The 24,366-nt window shown below is 65.9% G+C and carries 21 protein-coding genes; 15 read left to right on the forward strand and 6 right to left on the reverse strand.

The features are described from left to right. Positions 1-60: 60 nt before the first annotated feature. Together astD and VF631_RS06605 are read left to right on the forward strand one after the other, a co-directional pair. Positions 61-1,497, forward strand: coding sequence for a succinylglutamate-semialdehyde dehydrogenase (gene astD, locus VF631_RS06600; RefSeq protein ID WP_431849485.1), 1,437 nt, complete (start codon positions 61-63; stop codon positions 1,495-1,497). Positions 1,498-1,586: 89 nt separating this feature from the next. Next, the gene (locus VF631_RS06605) at positions 1,587-1,880 is read left to right on the forward strand and encodes a GIY-YIG nuclease family protein (RefSeq protein ID WP_431849486.1); all 294 of its coding nucleotides are present in this window, start codon (positions 1,587-1,589) and stop codon (positions 1,878-1,880) included. 70 nt (positions 1,881-1,950) lie between these two features. Here VF631_RS06605 and VF631_RS06610 read toward each other — a convergent pair whose 3' ends face one another. Then, positions 1,951-3,462 (reverse strand): replicative DNA helicase, encoded by a 1,512-nt coding sequence (locus tag VF631_RS06610; RefSeq protein ID WP_431849487.1) that lies wholly within the window; start codon positions 3,460-3,462, stop codon positions 1,951-1,953. Between the two features lie 134 nt (positions 3,463-3,596). Between VF631_RS06610 and VF631_RS06615 the strand changes: the two genes are divergently transcribed. The 3 genes from VF631_RS06615 to VF631_RS06625 all read left to right on the forward strand — a co-directional run bounded on the left by VF631_RS06615 (position 3,597) and on the right by VF631_RS06625 (position 5,010). Continuing rightward, positions 3,597-4,064, forward strand: a complete 468-nt coding sequence (locus VF631_RS06615; RefSeq protein ID WP_431849488.1) for a UPF0262 family protein — start codon at positions 3,597-3,599, stop codon at positions 4,062-4,064. Between the two features lie 4 nt (positions 4,065-4,068). Next, positions 4,069-4,623, forward strand: coding sequence for a dCTP deaminase (gene dcd, locus VF631_RS06620; RefSeq protein WP_431849489.1), 555 nt, complete (start codon positions 4,069-4,071; stop codon positions 4,621-4,623). A 153-nt stretch (positions 4,624-4,776) separates the two neighbouring features. Beyond that, positions 4,777-5,010: a hypothetical protein gene (locus VF631_RS06625; protein ID WP_431849490.1), complete on the forward strand. Its 234-nt coding sequence runs from the start codon at positions 4,777-4,779 to the stop codon at positions 5,008-5,010. 13 nt (positions 5,011-5,023) lie between these two features. On the opposite strand, the gene VF631_RS06630 is transcribed toward VF631_RS06625, so the two are convergent. Beyond that, positions 5,024-6,268 (reverse strand): amidohydrolase family protein, encoded by a 1,245-nt coding sequence (locus VF631_RS06630; RefSeq protein WP_431849491.1) that lies wholly within the window; start codon positions 6,266-6,268, stop codon positions 5,024-5,026. 131 nt (positions 6,269-6,399) lie between these two features. Between VF631_RS06630 and VF631_RS06635 the strand changes: the two genes are divergently transcribed. Then, complete coding sequence (locus VF631_RS06635; RefSeq protein WP_431849492.1) at positions 6,400-6,678, forward strand: usg protein; 279 nt, start codon at positions 6,400-6,402, stop codon at positions 6,676-6,678. On the opposite strand, the gene VF631_RS06640 is transcribed toward VF631_RS06635, so the two are convergent. Together VF631_RS06640 and VF631_RS06645 are read right to left on the reverse strand one after the other, a co-directional pair. Then, complete coding sequence (locus VF631_RS06640) at positions 6,671-8,992, reverse strand: ribonuclease R family protein (protein WP_431849493.1); 2,322 nt, start codon at positions 8,990-8,992, stop codon at positions 6,671-6,673. The two genes, VF631_RS06635 and VF631_RS06640, sit on opposite strands and share 8 nt — an antisense overlap. 44 nt (positions 8,993-9,036) lie before the next feature. After that, on the reverse strand, positions 9,037-10,458 hold the full coding sequence (locus tag VF631_RS06645; RefSeq protein WP_431849494.1) for a M28 family peptidase: 1,422 nt from the start codon (positions 10,456-10,458) through the stop codon (positions 9,037-9,039). Positions 10,459-10,629: 171 nt separating this feature from the next. Between VF631_RS06645 and VF631_RS06650 the strand changes: the two genes are divergently transcribed. After that, the gene (locus tag VF631_RS06650) at positions 10,630-11,508 is read left to right on the forward strand and encodes an ABC transporter ATP-binding protein (protein ID WP_431849495.1); all 879 of its coding nucleotides are present in this window, start codon (positions 10,630-10,632) and stop codon (positions 11,506-11,508) included. Further along, positions 11,505-15,104, forward strand: a complete 3,600-nt coding sequence (locus tag VF631_RS06655; protein WP_431849496.1) for an ABC transporter permease/M1 family aminopeptidase — start codon at positions 11,505-11,507, stop codon at positions 15,102-15,104. Before VF631_RS06650 ends, VF631_RS06655 begins: the two co-directional genes overlap by 4 nt. Here the strand turns inward: VF631_RS06655 and VF631_RS06660 are convergent. Then, positions 15,101-16,108 (reverse strand): fumarylacetoacetate hydrolase family protein, encoded by a 1,008-nt coding sequence (locus VF631_RS06660; RefSeq protein WP_431849497.1) that lies wholly within the window; start codon positions 16,106-16,108, stop codon positions 15,101-15,103. The two genes, VF631_RS06655 and VF631_RS06660, sit on opposite strands and share 4 nt — an antisense overlap. A 30-nt stretch (positions 16,109-16,138) precedes the next feature. Beyond that, positions 16,139-16,468, reverse strand: a complete 330-nt coding sequence (locus VF631_RS06665; protein ID WP_431849498.1) for a hypothetical protein — start codon at positions 16,466-16,468, stop codon at positions 16,139-16,141. 116 nt (positions 16,469-16,584) lie between these two features. Between VF631_RS06665 and VF631_RS06670 the strand changes: the two genes are divergently transcribed. The 7 genes from VF631_RS06670 to hrpB all read left to right on the forward strand — a co-directional run. Then, entirely contained in the window at positions 16,585-18,081 is a 1,497-nt protein-coding gene (locus tag VF631_RS06670; RefSeq protein ID WP_431849499.1) for a CoA-acylating methylmalonate-semialdehyde dehydrogenase, read from the forward strand. A gap of 11 nt (positions 18,082-18,092) precedes the next feature. After that, on the forward strand, positions 18,093-18,698 hold the full coding sequence (gene gstA / locus VF631_RS06675; protein WP_431849500.1) for a glutathione transferase GstA: 606 nt from the start codon (positions 18,093-18,095) through the stop codon (positions 18,696-18,698). A gap of 1 nt (position 18,699) precedes the next feature. Continuing rightward, complete coding sequence (locus VF631_RS06680) at positions 18,700-19,842, forward strand: acyl-CoA dehydrogenase family protein (protein ID WP_431849501.1); 1,143 nt, start codon at positions 18,700-18,702, stop codon at positions 19,840-19,842. Further along, complete coding sequence (locus tag VF631_RS06685) at positions 19,839-20,885, forward strand: enoyl-CoA hydratase/isomerase family protein (RefSeq protein ID WP_431849502.1); 1,047 nt, start codon at positions 19,839-19,841, stop codon at positions 20,883-20,885. Before VF631_RS06680 ends, VF631_RS06685 begins: the two co-directional genes overlap by 4 nt. Before the next feature lie 2 nt (positions 20,886-20,887). Continuing rightward, positions 20,888-21,664, forward strand: a complete 777-nt coding sequence (locus VF631_RS06690; RefSeq protein WP_431849503.1) for an enoyl-CoA hydratase — start codon at positions 20,888-20,890, stop codon at positions 21,662-21,664. 202 nt (positions 21,665-21,866) lie between these two features. After that, complete coding sequence (mmsB, locus tag VF631_RS06695) at positions 21,867-22,808, forward strand: 3-hydroxyisobutyrate dehydrogenase (RefSeq protein ID WP_431849504.1); 942 nt, start codon at positions 21,867-21,869, stop codon at positions 22,806-22,808. A gap of 65 nt (positions 22,809-22,873) precedes the next feature. Further along, positions 22,874-24,366: ATP-dependent helicase HrpB (gene hrpB / locus VF631_RS06700; RefSeq protein ID WP_431849505.1), on the forward strand; the 1,493-nt coding region annotated here is incomplete at its 3' end.

Raw genomic sequence — 24,366 nt, forward strand, 5'->3', positions numbered from 1 at the left:
GCGGAAACTTGACCGGGCGCGCTGAAAATGGTGGGTGCGGCTCGGGAGCGACTTACAAACATGGCAGCCACCCTTTCCTCGTTCGAGCCGGCGACCGGGGACCTGCTCTGGACGGGCGAGATCGGCGATGCCGACCGGGAGGTGGCGGCTGCGCGCGCCGCCTGGGCGGGCTGGGCCTCGCGCCCGCTCACGGTTCGTGTGGAAGCGCTGCGCCGCTTCGGCAATGTCGTACGCGGGCACAAGGAGAAATTCGCCGATCTCATCGCGCGCGAAACCGGCAAGCCGGTTTGGGAGTCGCTCACCGAAGTCGATGCGGTCGTGAACAAGGTCGATATCTCGGTCTCGGCCTATGGCGAGCGCACCTCGCAGCGCCGACTGGAAGGCGCGCTCGGCTCACGCGTCGCCGTCCGGCACAAGCCGCACGGCGTGCTGGCGGTGCTCGGGCCGTACAATTTCCCGGCCCACCTGCCCAACGGCCATATCATCCCCGCATTGCTTGCCGGCAACACGGTGGTGTTCAAGCCAAGCGAGAAGACTCCCGCCGTCGGCGCTCGTCTGGTTGAGCTGTTTCACGAAGCGGGCGTACCGGAGGGCGTCGTCCGGCTGCTTGCCGGCGGACCCGAGCAAGGCAAGGCGCTTGCCGCGCACGCCGGTATCGACGGCCTGCTCTTCACCGGCTCCGCTCGCGCGGGCATGTCGCTCCACCGCCAGTTCGCCGATGCGCCGCACAAGATCCTCGCGCTCGAACTGGGCGGCAACAATCCGCTCGTGGTCTGGGACATGGCCGACGCGTTCACCGCTGCCACCATTGTTGTGCAATCGGCGTTCCTGTCCGCCGGTCAGCGTTGCACGGCGGCGCGGCGGCTGATCGTGCAGGACGGGGCGCACGAGGAGCTGCTGGCCACGGTGGTGAAGCTCGCCGAACGGTTGATCGTAGATCATCCGCACGCCACGCCGCCGCCGTTCATGGGCCCGGTGATCGACAATCAGGCGGCCGACCAGCTCCAGGAAAACTTTCTGGACCTGCTCATCAAGGGCGGGCGCCCGATCAAGCAACTCAGCCGCCCGGACGAGAGCAAGCCGTTCCTGACGCCCGCCATCATCGATGTGACCGCGGTCGAGAAACGCTCGGACGCCGAACTGTTCGGCCCGGTGCTGCAGGTAATTCGCGTTCCCGACTTCGATGCTGCGCTCGCGGAGGCGAACAACACCCGCTACGGCCTCGCCGCCTCCCTGGTCGGCGGCAGCCCACAGCTTTACGACCGCTTCTGGGCGAATGTTCGGGCGGGCGTGATCAACTGGAACAAGCCCACCAACGGCGCCCCCTCCAACGCCCCGTTCGGTGGCGTCGGCCTCAGCGGCAATCACCGCCCGAGCGCTTACTATGCGGCCGATTATTGCGCCTACCCCGTCACCAGCTCCGAAGCCGAGCAAGCGCGGGCGAGCATCGGCGTCGGTCTGCGCGATCCTTACGCGGCCAACGAGCTGGAGGGGTGACGTACTCGCCAACGTCCCTATTTATCATGCCCCGCAACTTCCCCGTCACCCCCGCGAAGGCGGGGGTCCCGCTGCCTGGCTAACCCCCCATGCGCGGCGGCTGGGTGTACATCATGGCCGACCGCTACCGAGGGGCAACTTATATCGGCGTCACGGCTGATTTAGCTGCGCGCGTATACGCGCATCGGCATGGGCGCGGTTCCGCCCACGTCCGCAAGTACTGCCTTCTCCGCCTTGTTCACGCCGAGCCCTACGAGACAATCGACGAGGCAATCGCGCGCGAGAAAGCGGTCAAGAAGTGGAACCGTGCCTGGAAGATCAGGCTGATTGAGGAAGGCAATCCGGATTGGCTGGACCTGTACGAGCACGTGATCGGCGCTTAAATTCAGCGGGACCCCCGCCTTCGCGGGGGTGACGAATAGAGCTTGAGCAGGTTCAGCGAACCGGAAGCAATCAGCCCCGCATCTCCGGCACGTAGCTGTCCTCGATATAGTCGCTGAAGCGCGTGATCTTCGCTTCGAAGCGCAGCTTGACCTTGCCGGTCGCGCCGTGACGCTGCTTGGCGACGATCAGCTCCGACATTCCCGACGCGCGCTCCATGTCCAGCATCCACTTGGCGTGGTCGTCCCAGACCTTGGCGTCGTCGCCTTCCATCGGCCGCTTGGGCTCGCGCGAGGCGACATAATATTCGTCGCGATAGACGAACATGACGATGTCGGCGTCCTGCTCGATCGAGCCGGATTCGCGAAGGTCGGACAGCTGGGGGCGCTTATCCTCGCGCTGCTCGACTGCGCGGCTGAGCTGCGACAGCGCCAGCACCGGCACGTTCAGCTCCTTGGCCAACGTTTTTAGACCACGCGATATCTCGGAAATCTCCTGTACGCGGTTGCCATCGCCGGCCTTGCCGCTGCCCTGGAGCAACTGGAGGTAATCGACGACGATGAAGCCGATCTGCCGCTGGCGCTTGAGCCGCCGCGCGCGGGTGCGAAGCGCGGCGATGGTCAGGCCCGGCGTGTCGTCGATGTACAACGGCAGGCTCTCCAGCTCGGCGGCGGCGCGGGCAAGGTTGCGGAAATCCTGCTGGCTGATCTTGCCCATGCGAAGATTCTCGGAGCTGATCCCCGATTGCTCCGACAGGATACGGGTGGCGAGCTGGTCGGCGCTCATTTCCAGGCTGAAAAAGGCCACCGCGGCGCCTGCCGACTTCTCGGCAGTGATGTCGTCCTCCATGTCGCGCCGCAGCCGCTGAGCGGCGTTGAAAGCGATGTTGGTCGCAAGCGCGGTCTTCCCCATGCCGGGCCGGCCGGCGAGGATCAGCAGATCGCTATGGTGCAGGCCGCCGGTCTTTGCGTTGATGCCTTCGAGGCCGGTGGTGACGCCGGACAGGCCGCCGCCGGTGTTGAGGGCCTTCTCCGCCATCTGCACGGCCATGCGCGTAGCCTGCGCGAAGGTCCGGACCGAGCCTTCGCCGCCGCCTTCTTCCGCGACGCGATAGAGCGCGCTTTCGGCCGATTCGATCTGCGCCTTGGGATCGACATCCTGGCTGGTGTCGAGCGCCTCCTCGACCATCTCGCGGCCGACGCCGATCAGCGCGCGGAGCAGCGCGAGATCGTAGACCTGATCGGCGAAGTCGCGCGCACCGATCACCGTCGCGCCGCTCCCGGTCAGCTTGGCGAGATAAACCGGCCCGCCCAGCTCCTTCATTTCCTCGTCCGCCTCGAACATCGGGCGGAGAGTGACGGGCGAAGCGATCATGTTGCGATCGATCAGCTTCAGGATCGCTTCGTAGATGCGGGCATGGAGCGGCTCGAAGAAATGGTCGGGCCGAAGCTTCATCTGGATGTCTTCGGCGAGCCGATTGTCGATCATCAACGCGCCGAGCAGGGCGGCCTCGGCGTCCGCATTCTGGGGAAGCGCAGGCGCGGCGGCGGGTCCGGGATCGGCAAGTCTGATGATGTCGGCCATAGTGGCGACCCTAAACCGCCACGGGCTCAACGCCTAGCGTCGCGGGTCTTATTTCCGGAAGGCCGCTGTGGACGCGCTGTGGATAATCTCCCGCTCTTCCAAGCCGATGCTGCGCCCGCTAACAGGCCCGGGCCATGGGCGAGCCCCGCATCATCGACGTCCGTCTCGACGAGCGCACCATCATCCGCCGCAACGAGGATGTCGAGCAGGAGCGCCGCATCGCGATCTTCGATCTGCTCGAGGGCAACCACTTCGCCCCGGCGGGGCTGGAGGGGCCGTTTCGCATCCTGCTTCGCGTCGAGGACAACCGGCTCGCCATCGACGTCCAAGACGAAGCCGACCGGCCGCTCGACACGATCCGGCTCGGCCTCGCTCGCTTCCGTCGTCTGATCCGGGATTATTTCGCGATCTGCGACAGCTACTACAAGGCGGTGCGATCCGATACGCCGCACCGGATCGAGGCTGTCGACATGGCCCGGCGCGGTCTCCACAACGAGGCGGCTGAACTGCTGATGGAATGCTTGTCGGGCAAGATCGAGCTCGACTTCGACACGGCGCGGCGCCTGTTCACGCTGATCTGCGTGCTGCACATAAGGGGGTAATTGCATGAGCATCATGGCCGACCGCTGGATCCGCGAGCGCGCGCTTCGGGACGGCATGATCGAGCCGTTCGAGGACGGGCAGCGGCGCCACGGAAAGATCAGCTACGGCCTTAGCTCCTACGGATACGACGCGCGCGTCGCCGACGAGTTCAAAATCTTCACCAACGTCGACAGCGCGATCGTCGACCCGAAGGATTTCAAGGCCAACAGCTTCGTCGATCGCAAGACCGACGTGTGCATCATCCCGCCGAACAGTTTCGCGCTCGCCCATACGGTCGAATATTTCAGGGTGCCGCGCGACGTGCTCGTCATCTGCCTCGGCAAATCGACCTATGCGCGCTGCGGGATCATCGTGAATGTGACACCGCTGGAGCCCGGCTGGGAAGGCCATGTCACGTTGGAATTCTCCAACACCACGCCGCTTCCAGCGAAAGTCTACGCCAACGAGGGCGCATGTCAGTTCCTGTTCCTCCAGGGCAACGAACCGTGTGAAGTGAGCTACGCAGATAGGGCCGGCAAATATATGGGTCAGCGCGGGGTGACGCTCCCGAAGCTTTGAGCTCTCTCGGCAGCCCGAGTCGCGACTCGGAACTCGTTCGCCGGGTTTGCTGGCCGCCCACAAAGTTTCGGCAGCCGTCTTTCCAATCGCTTAGCTTTGGTTCACTATGCGTTCAGAAGGTGAGGCGCTTGTTCGCTTCGAAGGGGACCGAAAATGCTGAAGCGTGTCTTGATCGCGAGCTTGTTGGCGATGGCGCCGCTGAGCGCCGCACAGGCGCAGACCATCGTCCTCATCCCCGAGGCGGGTAGCATGTCACCCCCGACTGTGATTGTCGATCCGCGCGCGTCCAAGAATGATCCGGTGCTGGTGTGCGTCTCGATGGCCCAGCTTTCGGCTGGCGGGTGCACGCTCCGCAGCGTGACGCAAGGTGGATCCCGCCGGAACTAAGTCTGCGCTGCGCCTAAGGAGCGCGGACGACCACGCCACCCTTCATGACCAGGCGCACAGCCCGGACGGCGGCGATGTCTCGGGTCGGATCACCTTCGACCGCGACGAGATCGGCGAGCAAGCCTGAGCGGACCGAGCCGAGCTTCTCAGCCAGACCGAACAGCCGGGCATTGCCGGATGTGGCGGCGATCAGCACATCGGCAGGCGGCATTCCGTAGGCGACCATCAGCTCCATCTCGCGCGCATTGTCGCCATGAGCGTAGACTCCGACGTCACCACCCATGCAGATCGGGACCCGCGCGGCGAGCGCGGCGGCGAAGCTTCTCCGCTTCTCGGCAACTGCCGCCGGTTCCGGCGCCGCGCCGTTCCAGCCCCGATATCGGGAGATCGCGTCCGTCGCTGCCAGCGTCGGGCACAGGGCGACGCCATGCTCCCGCATGAGCCGGAAGATTTCGGCCGTGCCTGAATTGCCATGCTCGATCGTGTCTGCGCCCGCCAGGATGGCGTTGCGCATGCCCTCGGGGGTGCTGGCGTGGACGGCCACGTCCCGGCCAGCCGCATGCGAGGCTTCCACAACGGCCCGCAGTTCGCCGAGCGTGTAGGTCGGCCGGCTGTCCTCGCCGGGACGCCAGCGATAGTCGCCGTAGAGCTTGACCACGTCCGCCCCTGCGCCGATCTGCCGGCGCGCCGCGACGACGAGGTTCGGCCCGTCTGCCTCCTCGGCGCCCTTGACCGGCTCTTCCGGTCCGGTCTTCGGGCCGTAGCTGCCCGTCGTGACGAGGGCGCGGGTCGCGATCAGCATGCGCGGCCCGGGAACGATGCCCTGCTCGATCGCTTGTTTCAGGCCGACATCCGCATAGCCCGCTCCTTCCGTGCCGAGATCGCGCACGGTCGTGAATCCGGCCAGCAGCGTCGCCCTGGCGTGGTTCACCGCCCGCGCGGTGCGCAGCGATTCGGGCTCGCGCAGGACCTGATCGTCCCAGCTCGTCTCGTTATAGGGGTGGAGGAACAGGTGACTGTGACCCTCGATCATGCCCGGCATCAGGGTCGTTCTGGGCAATTCGATCACCCGCGCGCCCGGTGGTGCGGAGAGCCCCGGCCCGACCGCTTCGATGCGCTCGCCCCGCACGATCACGGACCAGCCTTCGTGGAGACGAGGGTTCAGGCCGTCGAACACCCGCGCGGGGCGGAGCAGGATGATGTCCTGGGCAGCAGCAGGGGCGCTAATCAGGATGAGCAGGAACAGGAAAAGTCGCATCCTCCGTCCCTAGCAGAGGCGACCGGTAGAACACGCACGTTTTGCCGCTGTTAACAAGCATTCGATATGGTAACGGAACGAGATTGCATGCGCTGAGTTTCGTAAGCCCCGGTTTCGATTGGGAGAGCAAAATGGTCGCAAAGCCCAGCCCCGATTTCCTGGCCCAAGTCAGAGGCTATGGCCTGACCACCGCCGAGATCAGCTATTGGATGCCGGACCACCCCAAGCTCATCCAGCTGTTCGTCTGGCAGACCTACGATCTCGCTCCGGGCTTTCCGGAGCTCCATCGCTTCCTCGACCATTGGAGGCGCGAGATCGAGGCGACGCTTCATTCCATCAGGGTGGCGCACCAACATCTGATCCGCCCCGCCGAGTTCCGGGCGGTGGATGGCGTGATCACGATCAACTAGGCCGCTTCGACCTCTTGCCCTGGTGCCGGATGTTGCCCGGGCGACCGCGTCTGCCTTGCACCCTGCCCTTCTTCTCGTCCCCCCGCTTGCCGTCTCGGCGGATGGTGCGGCGCGGAGCCGCTTCGGCGTCGGCAAGCTCGAAGCGCAGGCCGCCGGAGACAGGGTTGGCCTCGGCGAGTCTGAGCTTCAGGCGCTGGCCGAGCGTGAAGCGCTGGCCGGTGTCGTCGCCGATCAGCGTCTGGCTCGCCTCCTCGTAGCAGAAGTAATCGGCGCCGAGCGTGCTGACCGGAACCAGGCCGTCCCCGCCCAGGCCCTCGACGGTCGCGAAGAAGCCGAACGGCTGGACGCCGGTGATCCGGCAATCCACCAGATCGCCGACCCGTTCGGACAGGAACGCGGCGACATAGCGGTCGATAGTCTCCCGCTCCGCTTCCATCGCGCGGCGTTCGAACTGGCTGATGCTTTCGCCGATCAGGTCCATAGCTTCGGCCTCGGCGTCGGTGAGCCCGCCCTCCCCCAGGCGGTAGGCGCGGACCAGCGAGCGGTGGACGAGAAGGTCCGCATAGCGCCGGATAGGGCTGGTGAAATGCGCGTACGAGCCGAGCGCCAAGCCGAAATGACCGTGATTCTCCGGACCGTAATAGGCCTGGGTCTGCGAGCGCAGGATCTGCTGCATGATCTCCGGCTTGAAGTCCGCCTCGCCCACCCGTTCGATGATGCGGTTGAACGTCTCCGGGCGGACCACCTGGCCGAGCGCGAACTCGACGTCGAAGGTCTTGAGATAATCCTTGAGCGCGACGAGCTTCTCGCGGCTCGGCGGCTCGTGGTCGCGATACATGACGGGCGCTTTCTTGGCTTCCAGCGCCTTGGCGGCCGCGACATTGGCCGCGATCATGTAATCCTCGATCAGCTTGTGCGCATCGAGCCGTTCGCGCGGGGCGACGGACAGGATGCGGCCTTTCTCGTCGAGCTGGACCCGGCGTTCGGGCAGGTCGAGATCGAGCGGTCCGCGCTTCTCGCGCGCAGCGTAAAGCGCGCGCCAGCAATCCCAGAGGGGCTTGAGGGTACCCTCAACGATCTCCGGCTCGACTGCCTGCCCCGAAGACTCGACTTCGGGCATGTCGCACGTCGGCGAAGCGACTTCGATCCGGTCCTGCCCCTGGCCCGCGTCGATCGCGGCCTGCGCGTCTTCGTAGGCGACATTGGCGGCGATGCGGACGCGCGCGCGGGTGAAGCGCCAGTTCTTTAGCTGCCCGTCGCGGCTTACTTGCAAATGGCAGGCGAGTGCGGCGCGGTCCTCGCCCTCGACCAGGGAGCAAACGTGGGCCGAAAGCCGCTCGGGCAGCATCGGCACCACCCGGTCCGGGAAGTAGACGCTGTTGCCGCGCTTGCGGGCCTCCTTGTCGAGCGCCGAGCCGGGGCGGACGTAGAAGCTGACGTCAGCAATGGCGACGATCGCCCTCCAGCCGCCCGGATTGGAGGGGTCGTCGTCGGGCATGGCCCAGACGGCATCATCATGGTCGCGCGCATCGGCGGGGTCGATCGCGACGATCGGAATGTGAGTCAGGTCCTCGCGTGAGCCGAGGTCGAGGCCAGCCACCCGCTCCGCCTCCGCTAGGAGGGCTTCGGTGAACTCGTGCGGGATGCCATGCTTGTGGATCGCGATCAGGCTGAAGCTGCGGGGCGCGAACGGATCGCCGAGGATGGTCTCGACGCGCGCGCTGAGCCGCGGCGGGCGGCCGGTCTTCTCGGCCAGCACGAGATCGCCTACTTCCGCCTTGCCCAAATCGGAGATCGGCAGCTCACGCCGTCCGCGCTTATCGACGGGGCGCAGCCAGTGGCGCTCGCCTTCCTGGTGGACGACCCCGAGGACGAGTTCGGAGCCCTTCATCAGCTTCTTCATCGGATGCGCGATGAAGCCGTTGCCCTTCTCCTCGGTGCGGGCGAGGACGCGATCGCCGACCGCCAACGCGCCCTTGCGCCCGCGCTCCAGGATCCGCAGCCGCGGCTCGGGCGCCTCGCTCTCCCACCGCTCCGGCACCGCCCAGACGTTGCCGCCGTCATCGACGTCCACGACGCGGAGCACCGTCACCTTGGGCACGCCGCCCATTTTGTTGTACGCGCGGCCGGGGCCGGCATCGATCAGCCCTTCGTCGCCCATGTCGCGCAACAGCTGCTTGAGCGCGATCTTGTCCTGAGCGGACAAGCCGAACGCCTTTGCGATCTCGCGCTTGCCCGCGGGCTGGTCGGAGGTTTCGATGAACTCGAGAATCTGTTCGCGGGTGGGCAGTCCGGTGCGGTGCTTGCTTGGCATGTGAAGTCTAACCCCGTCACCTCGGACTTGATCCGGACTCCACCTTATTGCGCGGGCGGAGGCGGGGGTGGTGTGTAGGGCCGGAATGCACCGCCCGGCACGGCAGAGGCGACCGGGCTTTCATGACCGTCCGCCGAGACGGAGGAGACGCCGAACACAGAGTCATCGACGCGCACCCCCTTCAATACGTGACCGCACCCGCCGTCCACGGGCGGATCCGTGGGGAGGATCACGCAAGGGTCCGTCAGCCGGACGCTGTCCTCCCAATTGGTCGCGTCGGTTGGACGCCAGCGCACGACGTAAGCCTGAGCGCCCCGGACCGGCTGCCATTTGAGCGTAGTATCAGTCGAAACCGCGCCTTCAACCGTTGGCTCGGGCACCCCTGCGGTCCTCGCCAGCGCGGCCAACGCCGCCACGTTCAGCTTCACGACCTTGGTCAGGTATGCGAAATCCATCTTGTCGATCGTGTCGCCATATTCGATGCCGTTCTCGACCCGCAGATCCTGATGCTGGTGATTGTAGTTCTCGACCGCGACCGAGAAGCGGATTGCCGGGTACCCCGCGTTCAGCATCTCCGTATGGTCGCCGCCGCGGCCGAAGCGGTCGTTGCGCCAGATCTGGCGGACGTCGAGGCCGAGGCTGAGATCGTCGGCAAGGTCATCCAGCCAGCGCGACAGGTTGCGCGAAGGCGAATCGTTCTCGCCGCCGAGGCTGCGCTGGCGCGCCGCAAGGTCCTCCCGCCCCTGCCAGCGCGGACCTTCGGAGAAGACGCGGACATGATCGGCGTCGCATTTGCCGTCCGAGCCGCAGCTGTTGCCGATGATGTCGTTGTTGAGGTTGGCGATCACCTCCCAGCCTTGAGCCTTGGCGTAGTCGGCCATGATCTTGCCGCCGAGCAGGCCCTGCTCCTCACCCGACAGCACGGCATAGACGATCGTGGTCGGGAACTTGTACCGGCTCAGCACCCGCGCCGCCTCGATAGTCGCGGCGGTGCCGGAGCCGTCGTCATTGGCGCCCGGCGCGTCCTTGGTGGCGTCCAGCACGTCGGTCACGCGGCTGTCGATATGGCCGGAGATGATGACGACCCGGTTCGGCTCGCTCGTGCCGCGCTGGATGGCGAAGACGTTCTTGATCAGGGTTGGCGTCGGCACGCGCCGGCCGGTCACCGTGTCGGACGGCGTCGCGATCTGGAGGCAATTGCCGCAAGCGCGCGAATAGCGGCGGAATTCGGCCTCGGTCCATCGGAGCGACGCGCCGATCCCGCGCCGCGGGTCGGTCTGCGAGGACAAGGTGTGACGGGTGCCGAAACTCACCAGCCGCTCCACCATCGCGCGCAGACTCTGCCCGGACACATCGTCGGCGATCTGGCGGGCGGGAACCGGCGCGGGCGCCGGGCGGGAACGCTGGGCAAGAGCCGGAGCAGCGACCGGAAAAGCCGCTGCGGCGAGGAGGATAAGGTGCTTCATGCCATCACCCCTGAACCGCCCGACCGATCCGTTCAAGGCCTCCTTCAAGGTCCGGCCCAGGGCAAGGCCAGCAAGGCCCGACGTCTGCAAACCGACCGGCCGGTTCGACCAACCCTCCTTTACAGGGATCGGGCGGGCTGGCAGACGAGCGCACTCCGGGGGGACTGAAAAATGCTTGAGCTGAACGACGTTAGCCATGTCTATGCGAACGGCACACGCGCGCTCGATCATGTGACTCTCACCATTCCGCGCGGCATGTACGGCCTGCTCGGCCCCAACGGCGCCGGCAAGTCGACCTTGATGCGCACGGTCGCGACCCTTCAGACCCCGACCGAGGGCGCGATCCGCTTTGGCGACATCGACGTGATCCGCGAGCCCGAGCGGCTGCGGCGCACGCTCGGCTACCTGCCCCAGGATTTCGGCGTCTATCCGCGAGTCTCGGCCTACGACATGCTCGATCACATGGCGGTGCTGAAAGGCATCGCCTCGGCCTCGGATCGTCGGACCACGGTCGAAACGCTGCTCAACCAAACCAATCTCTGGTCGGTCCGGAAGAAGGCCCTGGCCGGCTTTTCAGGCGGCATGCGGCAGCGCTTCGGCATCGCGCAGGCGCTCATCGGGAATCCCGAGCTCATCATCGTCGACGAGCCGACCGCCGGCCTCGACCCCGAGGAGCGCAACCGCTTTCTCAACCTACTCGCCGAGATCGGTGAGAATGTGGTGATCATCCTTTCCACCCACATCGTCGAGGACGTCTCAGACCTTTGCCCGCGCATGGCGGTGCTGGCCGGCGGCCGCATTCAGCTGGAAGGCGCCCCGCTCGAACTCATCCAATCCACTAAGGGGCGGATCTGGATGAAGGTGATCGATCGCTCCGAGTTGGCCGAATACAAGCAGCGCTACGAGGTCATCTCGACCCGGTTGTTCGCCGGTCGCACCGTCGTCCACATCATGTCGGACGGTGATCCCGGCGAGGGCTTCGCCTCCGTCGCGGGCGGCCTGGAAGACGTCTACTTCTCGACGCTCGCGCAATCGCGCCGCGCGGCTTGAGGGGCGACGACATGCTCGGCCAGATCGCCAAGTTCGAATTCGGCTTCCAGACCCGCAGCCCGGTCTTCTGGGTGACGTTCATCCTGTTCTTCCTGCTCGCCTTCGCGGGCATGACGATCGACGAGATCCAGGTCGGCTCGGGCGGCAACGTCCACGCCAACAGCCCGTTCGCCATCTCGACCCAGCACATGGTGTGGAGCCTGTTCTTCATGTTCGCCTCGACCGCGTTCGTGGCCAACGTGATCGTGCGCGACGACGAGACCAAGTTCGGGCCAATCCTGCGCTCCACGCAGATCACCAAATTCGACTATCTTTTCGGGCGCTTCCTGGGCGCGTTCGGCGCGGCCACCCTCGTGCTGGCGAGCATTCCGCTCGCGATCCTGCTCGGCTCGCTGATGCCGTGGCTGGACAAGGAGACGCTGGGACCGAACCGCCCGCTCGATTACGCTTACTCTTTCTTCCTGCTCGCGGTGCCGAACCTGTTCGCGATGTGCGCAATTTTCTTTGCGCTCGCGACGGCGACGCGATCGATGATGTGGACCTATCTGGGCGTAGTCGCCTTCTTCATCCTGTACTCGATCGCCAACTCCGCCCTTCAGCAACAACCTCAACTCGAAGAGCTGCTGGCCATCGGCGATGCGTGGGGCCTCGCCGCCTACGGTCTCGAGACGCGATACTGGACAACCGCCGAGCGTAATGCGGGCAATCCCAGCCTTTTCGGGTTCCTGTTATGGAACCGCGTGCTCTGGATCGGGATCGGTCTCGCCTGCCTCGCCGCGGCTTATTCGATTTTCCGGTTCGCGGAGCGAGGTCTGTCGCCGCGAAAGCAGCGCAAGCAGAAGCGGGCGGAAGCACAGGCGTTCGCCGAACCTTCCCCGTCCATCGCGGCGGGTCCCCTGCCGAACGCGGCGGCCCGCCCGCCCGCCTGGCAGCAGCTCGTCACGCGGACGCGGTTCGAGATGCGGCATATCTTCCGGAGCCCTGCCTATCTGGTTCTTCTGCTGCTCGCGGCGGTGCTGGTCGTTACGAACTTGTGGTCGGGGGGCGAGATTTACGGCACTCCGTCCCTGCCGCGCACGGTGCTGATCATTCCGAACCTGTCCGCCGCATTCGGCCTGATCTCGATCATCATCGCGATCTATTATGCGGGCGAAGTCGTCTGGCGCGAGCGCGAGCGCAAGATGAACGAGATCGTGGACGCTACGCCGATCGCGAACTGGGCCTTCCTGGTCCCCAAGATGCTGGGCGTGATCATGGTCCTGCTGTCCACGATCGCGATCGGAGCTGTTGTCGCGATCACCATCCAGCTGGTGCGGGGCTACACCGACATATCGCTGGGCCAGTATCTCGTCTGGTACATGGTGCCGCTCGGCATCAACACGGCGTTCACCGCCATATTGGCGGTCGTGGTCCAGGCGCTCAGCCCGAACAAGTACGCGGGTTGGGGCATCATGGTTCTCTACATCGTGCTCAGCGTCACGATGGAGAGCCTCGGCTTCGAGCATAATCTGTACGACTATGGCAGCGTCGGCATCGCTCCCCTGTCGGACCTGAACGGGAGCGGCGGCTTTTTCGCCGGGACCCGGTGGTTCGGCCTGTACTGGGGCGCGATCGCGCTCATCATGCTGGTCGTCGCCCACCTGCTCTGGCGGCGTGGCACGGAGCAGCGACTGAAGCCTCGCCTCGCGCGGTTGCCGCGCGCGCTGGTCGGCGTTCCCGGCGTGATCGCGCTTGGCGGCTTGCTCGTCGCGAGCGGCGCGGGCGCCTACATCTACCACAACACCAATGTCCTGAACGAGTATCGCACCAGCGACGAGCTGGACCAGCTCCGGGCGGACTTCGAGAAGAAGTATCTGAAGTACGAGAAGCTGCCGCAGCCCTCGGTCGTGGACGTGAAACTACGGGTGGACCTGTTCCCGTCCGAGACGCGGGCGGAGATCAGCGGCAACTATCTGCTCAGGAACAACACCGCCGCGCCGATCCGGGACGTTCACGTCCGCAAGGCCGATGTTGATCTCGCCATCAAGTCCGTGGCGATCGAGGGCGCCAAGCTGGTCAGTCACGACCAAGCATTTGATTACCGCATCTTCCGGCTCGACCGGCCGATGATGCCTGGCGAAACCCGCGCCTTCTCGTTCCGCACGCAGCGCTGGCAACGAGGCTTTCGCAACAGCGGCTATGACACCCGACTGGTCCGCAACGGCACCTTCCTGAACAATTCCGAATTCGCGCCGATGATCGGGATGGACCGGGGCTTTCTACTCAGCGACCGATCCAAGCGCCGCAAGTTCGGCCTCCCCGCCGAGTTGCGGGTGCCCAAGCTCGAGGACCTCACGGCCACCAACAAGAACTACATCGGCGATTGGACGCGCGCCGAGATCACCGTCTCGACCAGCGCCGACCAGACGCCGATCGCACCCGGCAAAAAGGTCTCGGACGTCGTCCAGGGCAATCGCCGGACCGTTCGTTTCGTGTCGGACGCGCCGATCCTGAACTTCTTCTCCGTCCAGTCCGCCCGCTATGCCGAGCGCAAACGGCGCCATAAGGGCGTCGATCTCACCATCTACCATCATCCGGGGCATGGCCAGAACGTCGACCGGATGCTGAATGCGCTGGTCGCGGGGCTCGATTACTACCGGCCCGCCTTCGGACCCTACCAGTTCGACCAGGTCCGGATCATCGAATTCCCCGGCTACCAGAGTTTCGCGCAGGCCTTCGCCAATACCATTCCATACACCGAGAATTTCGGCTTCGCGGGGGATTTCAGCGATCCGGAGAAGATCGATTACGTCACCTACATCACCGCGCACGAGCTCGCGCATCAATATTGGGGTCACCAGATCGCCGGCGCCGAGATGCAGGGCGGCACCCTGCTGGTCGAGACGCTGTCGCAATATTCGGCGCTGATGGTCATGAAGAAGCTGCATGGCGAGGACCAGATCCGGCGCTTCCTCAAATATGAGCTGGACAGCTATCTGCGCGGCCGCACGAGCGAAGCGCTCGAGGAACTGCCCCTCGGCCGCGTCGAGAACCAGCAATATATCCACTACCGCAAGGGCTCGGTCGCCATGTACCTGCTTCAGGAGCGGCTCGGCGAGGAGGCGGTCAATCGGGCGCTCAGGAGCGTTTTGGAGCGCTACAAGTTCAAGGGTGCTCCTTATCCCCGCTCGCTCGATGTCATCCAAGCACTTCGCCTCGAAGCGAAGACGCCCGAGCAGCAGGCGCTGATCACCGACCTGTTCGAGCGGATCACCCTGTATGACCTCAAGGTCGCCGAACCCACTGCGGTGCGCCGTCCCGACGGCAAGTGGGAGGTGAGCGTTCCGGTCGAGGCCAAGAAGTTCTACGCCGACGGCAAGGGTGTCGAGAAAGAGGCGCGGCTGGCCGAGCCGATCGAGATCGGCCTCTTCACCGCCGAGCCCGGCCGCGGCGCGTTCGACGCCAAGAACGTGATCCGCATGGAACGCCAGCCTATCCGCTCGGGCAACCAGGTCCTGAAGTTCGTGACCGACAGGAAGCCGACCCATGCCGGCGTCGATCCGTACAACTTCTACGTCGACCGCAATTCGGCGGACAACGTCGGGGCGGTGAGTTAGGCCGCCGCCACGGTCTGCTCGATCGTGCCGAAGATGGCGTGGCCCTGTCCGTCGTCCATCCAGATCCGGACGGTGTCGCCGGTCTTGAGGAACGGCGTCGACGCCTTGCCATCCAGGATCGTCTCGACCGTCCGCACCTCGGCGATGCAGCTATAGCCCAGGCCGCCCGCCGCGATCGGCTTGCCGGGGCCGCCGTCCTCGCCGCGGTTGGAGACGGTGCCTGAGCCGATGATCGAGCCCGCGCCCAGCTTCCGGGTCTTGGCGAGGTGGGCGATAAGGGTGCCGAAATCGAAGGTCATGTCGACGCCCGTATCGGCCCGGCCGAACGGCTGGCCGTTCAGATCGACCTTGAGCGGCCCGTGCAGCTTGCCGTCCTTCCAACGGTCGCCGAGCTCGTCGGGGGTGACCAGCACCGGTGAGAGAGCCGAGGCGGGCTTGGACTGCAGAAAACCGAAGCCCTTGGCGAGCTCGGCCGGGATGAGGTTGCGCAAGCTCACGTCGTTGACGAGCCCGACCAGCAGGATGTGCTCGCGCGCTTGGCTTGGGGTGACGCCGCGCGGGACATCGCCAGTCACCACCACCACCTCCGCTTCCAGATCGCATCCCCAGCTCTCATCAGCCAGCGGGATCGGATCGCGCGGCGCCAGCATCTCGTCGGACGCGCCTTGGTACATGAGCGGGTCGGTCCAGAAACTTTCGGGCATCTTCGCGCCCCGCGCCTGCCGGACCAGCTGGACGTGGTTCACATAAGCCGAGCCGTCCGCCCACTGGTAGGCGCGCGGCAGCGGCGCGGCGGCTGCACGCTCGTGGAAGCGCATCATCGGGATCGCCTCATGGGCAAGGTCGGTCGCGAGCAGCTCCAGGGCCGGGGCGACGTTCGCCCAATCGTCGAGCGCAGCCTGCAGCGTCGGCGCGATGTGCGTCGCCTCCGCGCACCAGGCGAGATCGCGGCTGACGACGACGAGGCGTCCATCGCGGCCGCCCTTCAATGATCCGAGCTTCATGTCACCTCTGATTTGTAGGGGAGCGCCAATTCAGGCCGAGCCCTGCGGTTCGTCCATGCTCTTCATCTCGCCGACCGCTTCTTCGAGACTGGTCCACGACCTTTCCAAGGCCGAGCAATATCCGTCGGGGTGCAGGATGAAGACGTTGTCGTTCTGCACGCCGTCCCACACGCCTGACATGGTGATCGGGACCGGGCTTCCGTCCTGCAGCACGCCCCACAGCACGACCGGCACCCGGTGCGAGCTGCCGTCCTTGTGCGCATAGACGAGGTGCGTGCCGACCGGCGCCGGGTGTGTCGCGACCAGCATGAACTCGTTGAAGGTCTCGTTCTCGAAGCCCTGCAGCTTGTAATCCGCCACCTCACGAACTCCCGAGCCGGGCACGCCCTGCTCTCGGGCGCGGCCTCGACGCAACTGGCATTTCCATCGTGGCTTGGCTAGTGCCGCCACGATCCCATCACCCCCGAAGGACCTCCATGCGGCAAATCGATCATTTCATCGGCGGCGTGCCTCACGCGTCCGGCGAGCGCCAGGGCGACATCTTCGACCCGAACAATGGCGGCGTGCAGGCCCGCGTCGGCCTCGGCAATGCGGCCGATCTCGCCCGCGCCATGGATAATGCCCGCGCCGCGCAACCCGCATGGGCTGCGACCAATCCGCAGCGCCGGGCGCGCGTGATGTTCAAGTTCAAGGACCTGGTCGAATCCAATATGGACGCCCTCGCCCACCTGCTCTCCTCCGAGCACGGCAAGGTGATCGCCGATTCCAAGGGCGACATCCAGCGCGGTCTTGAGGTGATCGAGTTCGCCTGCGGCATCCCGCATGCGCTGAAGGGCGAGTACACTCAAGGCGCCGGCCCCGGCATCGACGTCTATTCGATGCGCCAGCCGCTCGGCATCGTCGCCGGCATCACGCCGTTCAACTTCCCTGCGATGATCCCAATGTGGATGTTCGGCGTCGCGATCGCCTGCGGCAATGCGTTCATCCTCAAGCCGTCCGAGCGCGACCCGTCGGTGCCGGTGCGGCTTGCCGAGCTGATGCAGGAGGCGGGGCTCCCCGACGGCATCCTTCAGGTCGTGCACGGCGACAAGGAGATGGTCGACGCGATCCTGGACGAGCCGGACATCATGGCGGTGAGCTTCGTCGGCTCCTCCGACATCGCCCAACATATCTACAGCCGCGGCACAGCGAACGGAAAGCGCGTCCAGGCCTTCGGCGGCGCCAAGAATCATGGCATCGTCATGCCCGATGCCGATCTCGACATGGTGGTGAACGACCTCGCCGGCGCCGCTTTCGGCTCGGCGGGGGAGCGCTGCATGGCGCTACCGGTTGTAGTCCCGGTGGGCGAAAAAACCGCCGACAATCTGCGCGAAAAGCTGATCCCGGCGATCAACGCACTGCGCGTCGGCGTCTCCACCGATACCGAGGCGCATTACGGTCCGGTCGTCACGCAGGTGCACAAGGAGCGGATCGAGGGCTATATCGAGATGTGCGTCGACGAAGGCGGCGAACTCGTCGTCGACGGCCGCGGCTTCAAGCTCCAAGGGCATGAGGAGGGCTTCTTCATCGGCCCGACCTTCTTCGACCGGGTGAAGCCCAGCTTCCGCTCCTACCAGGAGGAGATTTTCGGCCCCGTCCTCCAGATGGTCCGCGCCGACAGCTTCGACGAAGCGGTCCGCCTCCCCTCCGATCACCAATACGGCAACGGCGTCGCAATCTTCACTCGCAACGGCCACGCCGCGCGCGAATTCGCCAGCCGAGTGCAAGTCGGCATGGTGGGCATCAACGTGCCGATTCCGGTCCCCGTCGCCTACCACACGTTTGGCGGCTGGAAGCGCTCCGGCTTCGGCGACATCAACCAGCACGGCATGGAAGGCGTGCGCTTCTACACCAAGACCAAGACGATCACACAGCGCTGGCCGGACGGCTCCGTCACCGGCGAGAATGCGTTCGTTATTCCGACCATGGGCTGAGGAGACCCGTTATGAAGCTGTACTACGCACCGGGCGCCTGCTCACAGGCGCCGCACATCGCGCTTCGTGAGACCGGGGCCGAGATCACTCTCGTGAAGGTCGATCTTGCTGCCAAGAAGACGGAGGATGGTGCCGATTATCGCGCAATCAACTCCAAGGGAGCGGTGCCTGCGCTCAAATTGGCCGACGGCTCGGTGCTGACGGAAAATGCGGCGATCCTGCAATATATCGCCGACGAGCATAGCGGCGGTGAACTGATCCCGCTGTCGGGCATCCGCCGCTACCGCCTGCTCGAGTGGCTCAACTATATCGCGACCGAACTGCACAAGGGCTTCGGCCCGCTCTGGAACCCGTCCACGCCGGAGGAGCAGAAGGAATCGACTCGCAAGCTGATCGGCACGAAGTTCGATTTCGTCCAGCAGGGCATGGGCGAAGGGCCGTTTCTCACCGGCCCGGAGTTCACGATCGCCGACGCCTACCTGTTCGTGATCCTGAACTGGACGCGCATCCACGGGATCGATCTTCAGCGCTGGCCGGGCCTGGCGGGCTTCGTCGCGCGGGTCGGCGAGCGGCCGTCCGTTAAAGCGGCGTTGAAAGCTGAAGGGCTGGCAGGCTGAGATGAATCAATTCGATCTTACCGACGATCAGCGCCAGATCCAGGAGTTGGCGCAGCAATTTACGGCTGATGCGCTCACCCCGCACGCGGCGGAGTGGGACGAGAAGCACATCTTCCCGCGCGACACGATCAAGGCGGCAGCCGAGCTCGGCTTCGGCGCCATCTATGTATCGGAGGAAAGCGGCGGGATCGGGCTTGGGCGGCTCGAGGCCGCGCTGATCATGGAGGCGATGGCCTATGGCGATCCTTCGACCAGCGCGTTCATCTCGATCCACAACATGGCCGCCTGGATGATCGACCGATTCGGGTCGGCGGCGGTCAAGCAGAAGTATCTGCCGCAGATGGTCAGCATGGACCAGCTCGGCTCCTATGCGCTGACCGAGCCCGGCTCCGGCTCGGACGCGGCGGCCTTGAAGACCAAGGCGGTCAAGGACGGCGACTTCTACGTGGTCTCCGGCTCCAAGGCTTTCATCTCGGGCGGCGGCGAGAACGAGATTTACGTCACCATGGCCCGCACCGGCGTCGACGGGCCCAAGGGCATCAGCGCGCTGGTCATTGAGAAGGACATGCCGGGCGTGAGCTTCGGCGCGCAGGAGAAGAAGCTCGGCTGGCATTCGCAGCCGACCTGCCAGGTCAATTTCGACGAAGTGCGTGTGCCCGCAGAGAATCTGGTCGGGACGGAGGGCGAGGGCTTCCGCATTGCGATGATGGGTCTGGACGGTGGCCGTCTTAACATCGGCGCCTGCTCGCTCGGCGGCGCCCAGCGCTGCCTCGATGAATCGGTGCGCTACACCAAGGAACGCAAGGCGTTCGGCCAGCCGCTCGCCGACTTCCAGAACACGCAGTTCACGCTCGCGGACATGGAGACGGAGCTCCAGGCGGCCCGGATGCTGCTCTACGCGGCGGCCGTGAAGGTGACGGAGAACGCGCCGGACAAGACCCGCTTCGCCGCCATGGCGAAGCGGCTGGCGACGGACACCGGCTCATCCGTTGTTGATCGTGCGCTGCAGCTTCACGGCGGCTACGGCTACCTCCAGGATTACCCGATCGAACGCTTCTGGCGCGACCTTCGCGTCCATTCGATCCTGGAAGGCACCAACCAGATCATGCGCCACGTCGTCGCACGGGAAATGCTGCGCCAGTGAGCGACGTTCGAACGGAGGTTGACGGCAAGGCTGGGCGGATCAGGCTCAACCGGCCCAAGGCGCTGCATGCGCTGACCCGAGACATGTGCCAGAAGATGACCGACGCGCTCGTGGCTTGGCGCAGCGATCCCACCACCCAGGTGATTCTCATCGATCACGCAGAGGGCCGCGGCTTCTGCGCCGGAGGAGACATCCGCATGCTCGCCGAGAGCGGCGCGGGCAATGGATCGGAGGCGCGGGCCTTTTTCATGGTCGAATATCGGCTCAACCACCTGCTGTTCAGCTCGGTAAAGCCGATCGTGGCCTTCATGGACGGGATCACGATGGGCGGCGGCGTCGGCATCTCGCAGCCTTGCCGATACCGGGTGGCGACTGAAAATACCCGCTTCGCCATGCCGGAGACGGCGATCGGGCTGTTCCCGGACGTTGGCGGCGGCTGGTATCTCTCGCGCCTGCCCGGCCGGACCGGGCAGTTCCTGGCCTTGACCGGAGCGCGGCTTGATGGTGCCGAGTGCCAGCACCTGGGCCTCGCGACCCATTATCTGCCGAGCGCAGGCCTGGATGAGGTAAAGGCGCGGATCGCCGCCGAGCCCGAGCAGCTGGAACCGATCCTCAACGAGGCGAGCACGCCCCCTCCCCCAGCCCGCATCGCGGAAAACCGGGAGCGCATCGACCGGTTGTTCGCCTCCGACCGCCTTGAGGATATCATCGCCGCGCTCGAGCATGACGGCTCCGACTGGGCCAAAGCCGAACTGGTGACGCTGAGGTGCAAGAGCCCCCAGGCGTGCAAGGTCTCACTCCGGCTTCTTTCGGATGGTGCGCGGATGGCCGATTTCGCCGACGAGATGCGGCAGGAATATTCGGTGGCCTCGCACGTCGTGCAGCGCCACGATTTCGTCGAAGGGGTCCGCTCGGTGCTGATCGACAAGGACGCCACCCCGCGCTGGGAGCCGGCCACGCCGGGCGCTGTCACCGATCACATGATCGACATCATCTTCGCGCCGCTGCCGGATGAGCAGCAGTGGACCCCACTTGGAGTTTGAGCATGGCTGAATACGAGAACATCCTGGTCGAGCAGCGTGGCGCGGTGACTTTGATCACGCTGAACCGGCCAAAGGCGCTGAACGCCCTCAACACCTCCGTGCTGCGCGAATTGATCGCGGCCTTCGCTGAATATGACGCGGACGAAAACCAGCGCTGCGCGGTGCTGACGGGCAGTGAAAAGGCGTTCGCCGCCGGCGCGGACATCAAGGAGATGGAGAGCCAGGGCTTCGCCTCGATGTATCAGTCCAACTTCTTCCAGGGCTGGGAAAAGGTGACCGCGACCCGCAAACCGTGGATCGCGGCGGTTGCCGGTTACGCGCTCGGCGGCGGCTGCGAGGTGGCGATGATGGCGGATTTCATCATCGCCGGCGACAACGCCCAATTCGGCCAGCCGGAGATCAAGCTCGGCGTCACGCCCGGCATGGGCGGATCGCAGCGGCTCACGCATGCGGTCGGCAAGGCCAAGGCGATGGAGATGTGCCTCACCGGCCGGATGATGGGCGCGGAGGAGGCGGAACGCGCCGGGCTCGTCGCCCGGGTCGTGCCAGCGGTCAGCTTGGTGGAAGAGGCGCTGAATACTGCCGAGGCTATCGCCTCCATGGCCCCGCTCGCCGCGATCGCGACCAAGGAGCAGGTCAACGCCGCTTACGAGATGACGCTGGCGCAAGGCATCAACTTCGAGCGGCGGCTGTTCCACGGCCTGTTCGGCACCGAGGATCAGAAGGAAGGCATGAGCGCCTTCGTCGCCAAGCGTAAGGCGCAGTGGACGGGTAAGTGAATCTCCTCTCCCCTTGCGGGAGAGGATACGCAGCCTTGGCGCGCAGCGCTTAGGCGGAGTTGGAGAGGGGTGCGAAGCGAAGCTTCGCGCGCTCGCAAGTGCGAGCGCATGACCCCTCTCCCAGCTTCGACTAGGCAGCAAGCTGCCAAGTCTGCGCAACCCTCTCCCGCAAGGGGAGAGGGGCAGTAAGAGAGGCAGATACATGGCACGCGTAGCATTTATCGGGCTCGGCAATATGGGCGGCGGGATGGCCGCGAACCTTGCCAAGGCGGGGCACGAGGTGCGCGCATTTGATCTTTCCGTAGCGGCGCTCGCCAAGGCGGAGGAGCGCGGCTGCCGGCGCGCGGGCTCCGCGGCGGAAGCGGTAGCCGAGGCTGAGGCGGTGGTGACGATGCTCCCGGCCGGCAAGCATGTTCGCGATGTCTACGAGGCCAACGTGATCGGCGTCGCTCCGGCTACCGCAATCCTGATCGATTGCTCCACCATCGATGTCACGACGGCCCGCGAGGAGACCGGGAAAGCTGCGGCGCAAGGCTATGACATGGTCGACGCGCCGGTATCCGGCGGCATCGCGGCCGCGGAGGGCGGCACCCTCACCTTCATGGTCGGGGGCGAGGCCGAGGCGTTCGAGCGCGCCCGGCCGTTCCTGGAGCAGATGGGCAAGGCGGTGATCCACGCCGGCGGCCCGGGTGCCGGTCAGGCCGCCAAGATCTGCAACAACATGCTGCTCGGCGCCTCGATGATCGCCACCTGCGAGACCTTCGTCCTGGCGCAGAAGCTCGGGCTCGATCCGCAGACCTTTTTCGACATCGCGTCCAGGGCGTCCGGCCAATGCTGGTCGATGACGAGCTATTGCCCGCTGCCCGGCGTCGGTCCGGAGACCCCGGCCGACCGCAACTATGACGGCGGCTTCGCGGCTGCATTGATGTTGAAGGACCTTCGGCTGGCGATGGAGGCGGCCACGAGCGTGGACGCCTACACGCCAATGGGGTCGGAGGCGGAGGAGCTTTACACTCGCTTCGCCGAGAAGCTCGGCGGGGCGGGAAAGGACTTTTCCGGCATCATCAAGATGATCGACGACAGCTGGTCCCCGCCCACCAGCGATCCGGCCGCACCGCCACCTGGATTGCGCTTGCCGAAATAGCTTCGAAGCGCGTCGAGGAGAATGCGGGCCTGCTGTTCGATCGAGCCGCCCGCTAAGGAACGCTGATGGCTGCTCCCCTGCCGATCGACGCGGTTCTCCCGGACCTGCTCGCCGCTTTGCGCGACTTTCCGAACGCCGTGCTCGTCGCACCGCCGGGCGCCGGCAAGACCACGGCGGTTGCGCCCGCCCTGCTGGCCGAGCCCTGGTGCGCGGGCGAGATCCTGCTGCTTTCGCCCCGCCGCCTAGCCGCGCGCGCGGCGGCTGAGCGGATGGCGGAGCTTGCGGGAGAGCCGGTCGGCGGGACGATAGGCTACCTCACCCGCCTTGACAGCAAGCGATCGGCGCGCACGCGCATCCTGGTGCTGACCGAGGGCATCTTCCGCAACCGCATCCAGGCCGATCCCGAGCTCGCCGGGGTCTCGGCCGTGCTGTTCGACGAGGTGCATGAGCGCAGCCTCGACAGCGATTTCGGGCTGGCGCTTGCGCTCGATGCGCAGGCGGCGCTGCGGCCGGACCTCCGCGTCCTCGCCATGTCGGCAACGCTCGACGGGGTACGGTTCGCCGCTCTGATGAACGATGCGCCGGTGATCGAAAGCCAGGGCCGCAGCCATCCCATCGCGCTTGTCCATCTTGGACGTACGGCGGAACGGCGCGTGGAAGAGGAGATGGCGGGCGCGATCCGCCGCGCGCTGGGCGAGAGCGCAGGGTCGCTGCTCGCCTTTCTGCCCGGCGTGGCCGAAATCGAGCGCACCGCCGAACGGCTCAACCGGCTGCCGACGGACGTCGACCTGCACCGCTTGCACGGCACGCTCGATCCGGCCGAGCAGCGCGCGGCGATCCGCGCCGCTCCGCCGGGCCGGCGCAAGATCGTGCTCGCCACCTCGATCGCCGAGACCAGCCTGACGCTGGACGGCGTTCGCGTTGTCGTGGACAGCGGCCTTGCCCGTCGCCCGCGCTACGATCGCGGCGCCGGCATTACCCGGCTCGTCACGGAGCGGGCGAGTCAGGCGTCGGTCACCCAGCGCGCTGGCCGCGCCGGACGGCAGGGCCCCGGAACCGTCTACCGCCTGTGGGAGGAAGCCGCCACCGCCGGCCTGCCCCGCTTCGATCCGCCGGAAATCCTGGAGGCGGACCTCAGCGCCCTGCTGCTCGATTGCGCGCTCTGGGGCGTCTCGGACCCGCGCACCCTCCGCTGGATCGATCCGCCCCCGGCCGCGGCCGTCGAGGAAGCACGCAAGCGCCTGCTCTCGCTCGGCGCCCTCGACGAGAGCGGGCGCGTGACTGCGCATGGGCGCCGCATCGCCGCCCTGCCCCTCCCGCCCCGGCTCGCGCACATGCTGATCGAGGCGGAGGCGCGCGGCTGGGGCGAAACCGGGGCTGAAGTGGCCGTGCTGCTGTCGGAGCGTGGTCTGGGCGGGAATGACACGGACCTGGAGTTGAGGCATCGCCGCTGGCGCTCCGACCGCGGCAAGCGAGCCGATGCCGCGCGAGGTCTTGCGCGGCGGTGGCTACGGCTCCTCAAGCCCTCTCCCCTTCAGGGGAGAGGGTTGGGAGAGGG

Source organism: Allosphingosinicella sp. (genome assembly GCF_036387615.1).
Lineage (GTDB): Bacteria > Pseudomonadota > Alphaproteobacteria > Sphingomonadales > Sphingomonadaceae > Allosphingosinicella.

Excerpts from the sequence above, each read along its gene's own strand:
- VF631_RS06690 (WP_431849503.1), top strand. The coding sequence starts at position 20,888 with ATGGCTGAATACGAGAACATCCTGGTCGAGCAGCGTGGCGCGGTGACT.
- VF631_RS06610 (WP_431849487.1), bottom strand. The coding sequence starts at position 3,462 with ATGGCCGACATCATCAGACTTGCCGATCCCGGACCCGCCGCCGCGCCT.
- VF631_RS06650 (WP_431849495.1), top strand. The coding sequence starts at position 10,630 with ATGCTTGAGCTGAACGACGTTAGCCATGTCTATGCGAACGGCACACGC.
- VF631_RS06625 (WP_431849490.1), top strand. The coding sequence starts at position 4,777 with ATGCTGAAGCGTGTCTTGATCGCGAGCTTGTTGGCGATGGCGCCGCTG.
- VF631_RS06670 (WP_431849499.1), top strand. The coding sequence starts at position 16,585 with ATGCGGCAAATCGATCATTTCATCGGCGGCGTGCCTCACGCGTCCGGC.
- astD (WP_431849485.1), top strand. The coding sequence starts at position 61 with ATGGCAGCCACCCTTTCCTCGTTCGAGCCGGCGACCGGGGACCTGCTC.
- VF631_RS06680 (WP_431849501.1), top strand. The coding sequence starts at position 18,700 with ATGAATCAATTCGATCTTACCGACGATCAGCGCCAGATCCAGGAGTTG.
- VF631_RS06645 (WP_431849494.1), bottom strand. The coding sequence starts at position 10,458 with ATGAAGCACCTTATCCTCCTCGCCGCAGCGGCTTTTCCGGTCGCTGCT.
- VF631_RS06615 (WP_431849488.1), top strand. The coding sequence starts at position 3,597 with ATGGGCGAGCCCCGCATCATCGACGTCCGTCTCGACGAGCGCACCATC.
- VF631_RS06640 (WP_431849493.1), bottom strand. The coding sequence starts at position 8,992 with ATGCCAAGCAAGCACCGCACCGGACTGCCCACCCGCGAACAGATTCTC.
- VF631_RS06630 (WP_431849491.1), bottom strand. The coding sequence starts at position 6,268 with ATGCGACTTTTCCTGTTCCTGCTCATCCTGATTAGCGCCCCTGCTGCT.
- VF631_RS06605 (WP_431849486.1), top strand. The coding sequence starts at position 1,587 with ATGCGCGGCGGCTGGGTGTACATCATGGCCGACCGCTACCGAGGGGCA.
- VF631_RS06635 (WP_431849492.1), top strand. The coding sequence starts at position 6,400 with ATGGTCGCAAAGCCCAGCCCCGATTTCCTGGCCCAAGTCAGAGGCTAT.
- gstA (WP_431849500.1), top strand. The coding sequence starts at position 18,093 with ATGAAGCTGTACTACGCACCGGGCGCCTGCTCACAGGCGCCGCACATC.
- dcd (WP_431849489.1), top strand. The coding sequence starts at position 4,069 with ATGAGCATCATGGCCGACCGCTGGATCCGCGAGCGCGCGCTTCGGGAC.
- mmsB (WP_431849504.1), top strand. The coding sequence starts at position 21,867 with ATGGCACGCGTAGCATTTATCGGGCTCGGCAATATGGGCGGCGGGATG.
- VF631_RS06660 (WP_431849497.1), bottom strand. The coding sequence starts at position 16,108 with ATGAAGCTCGGATCATTGAAGGGCGGCCGCGATGGACGCCTCGTCGTC.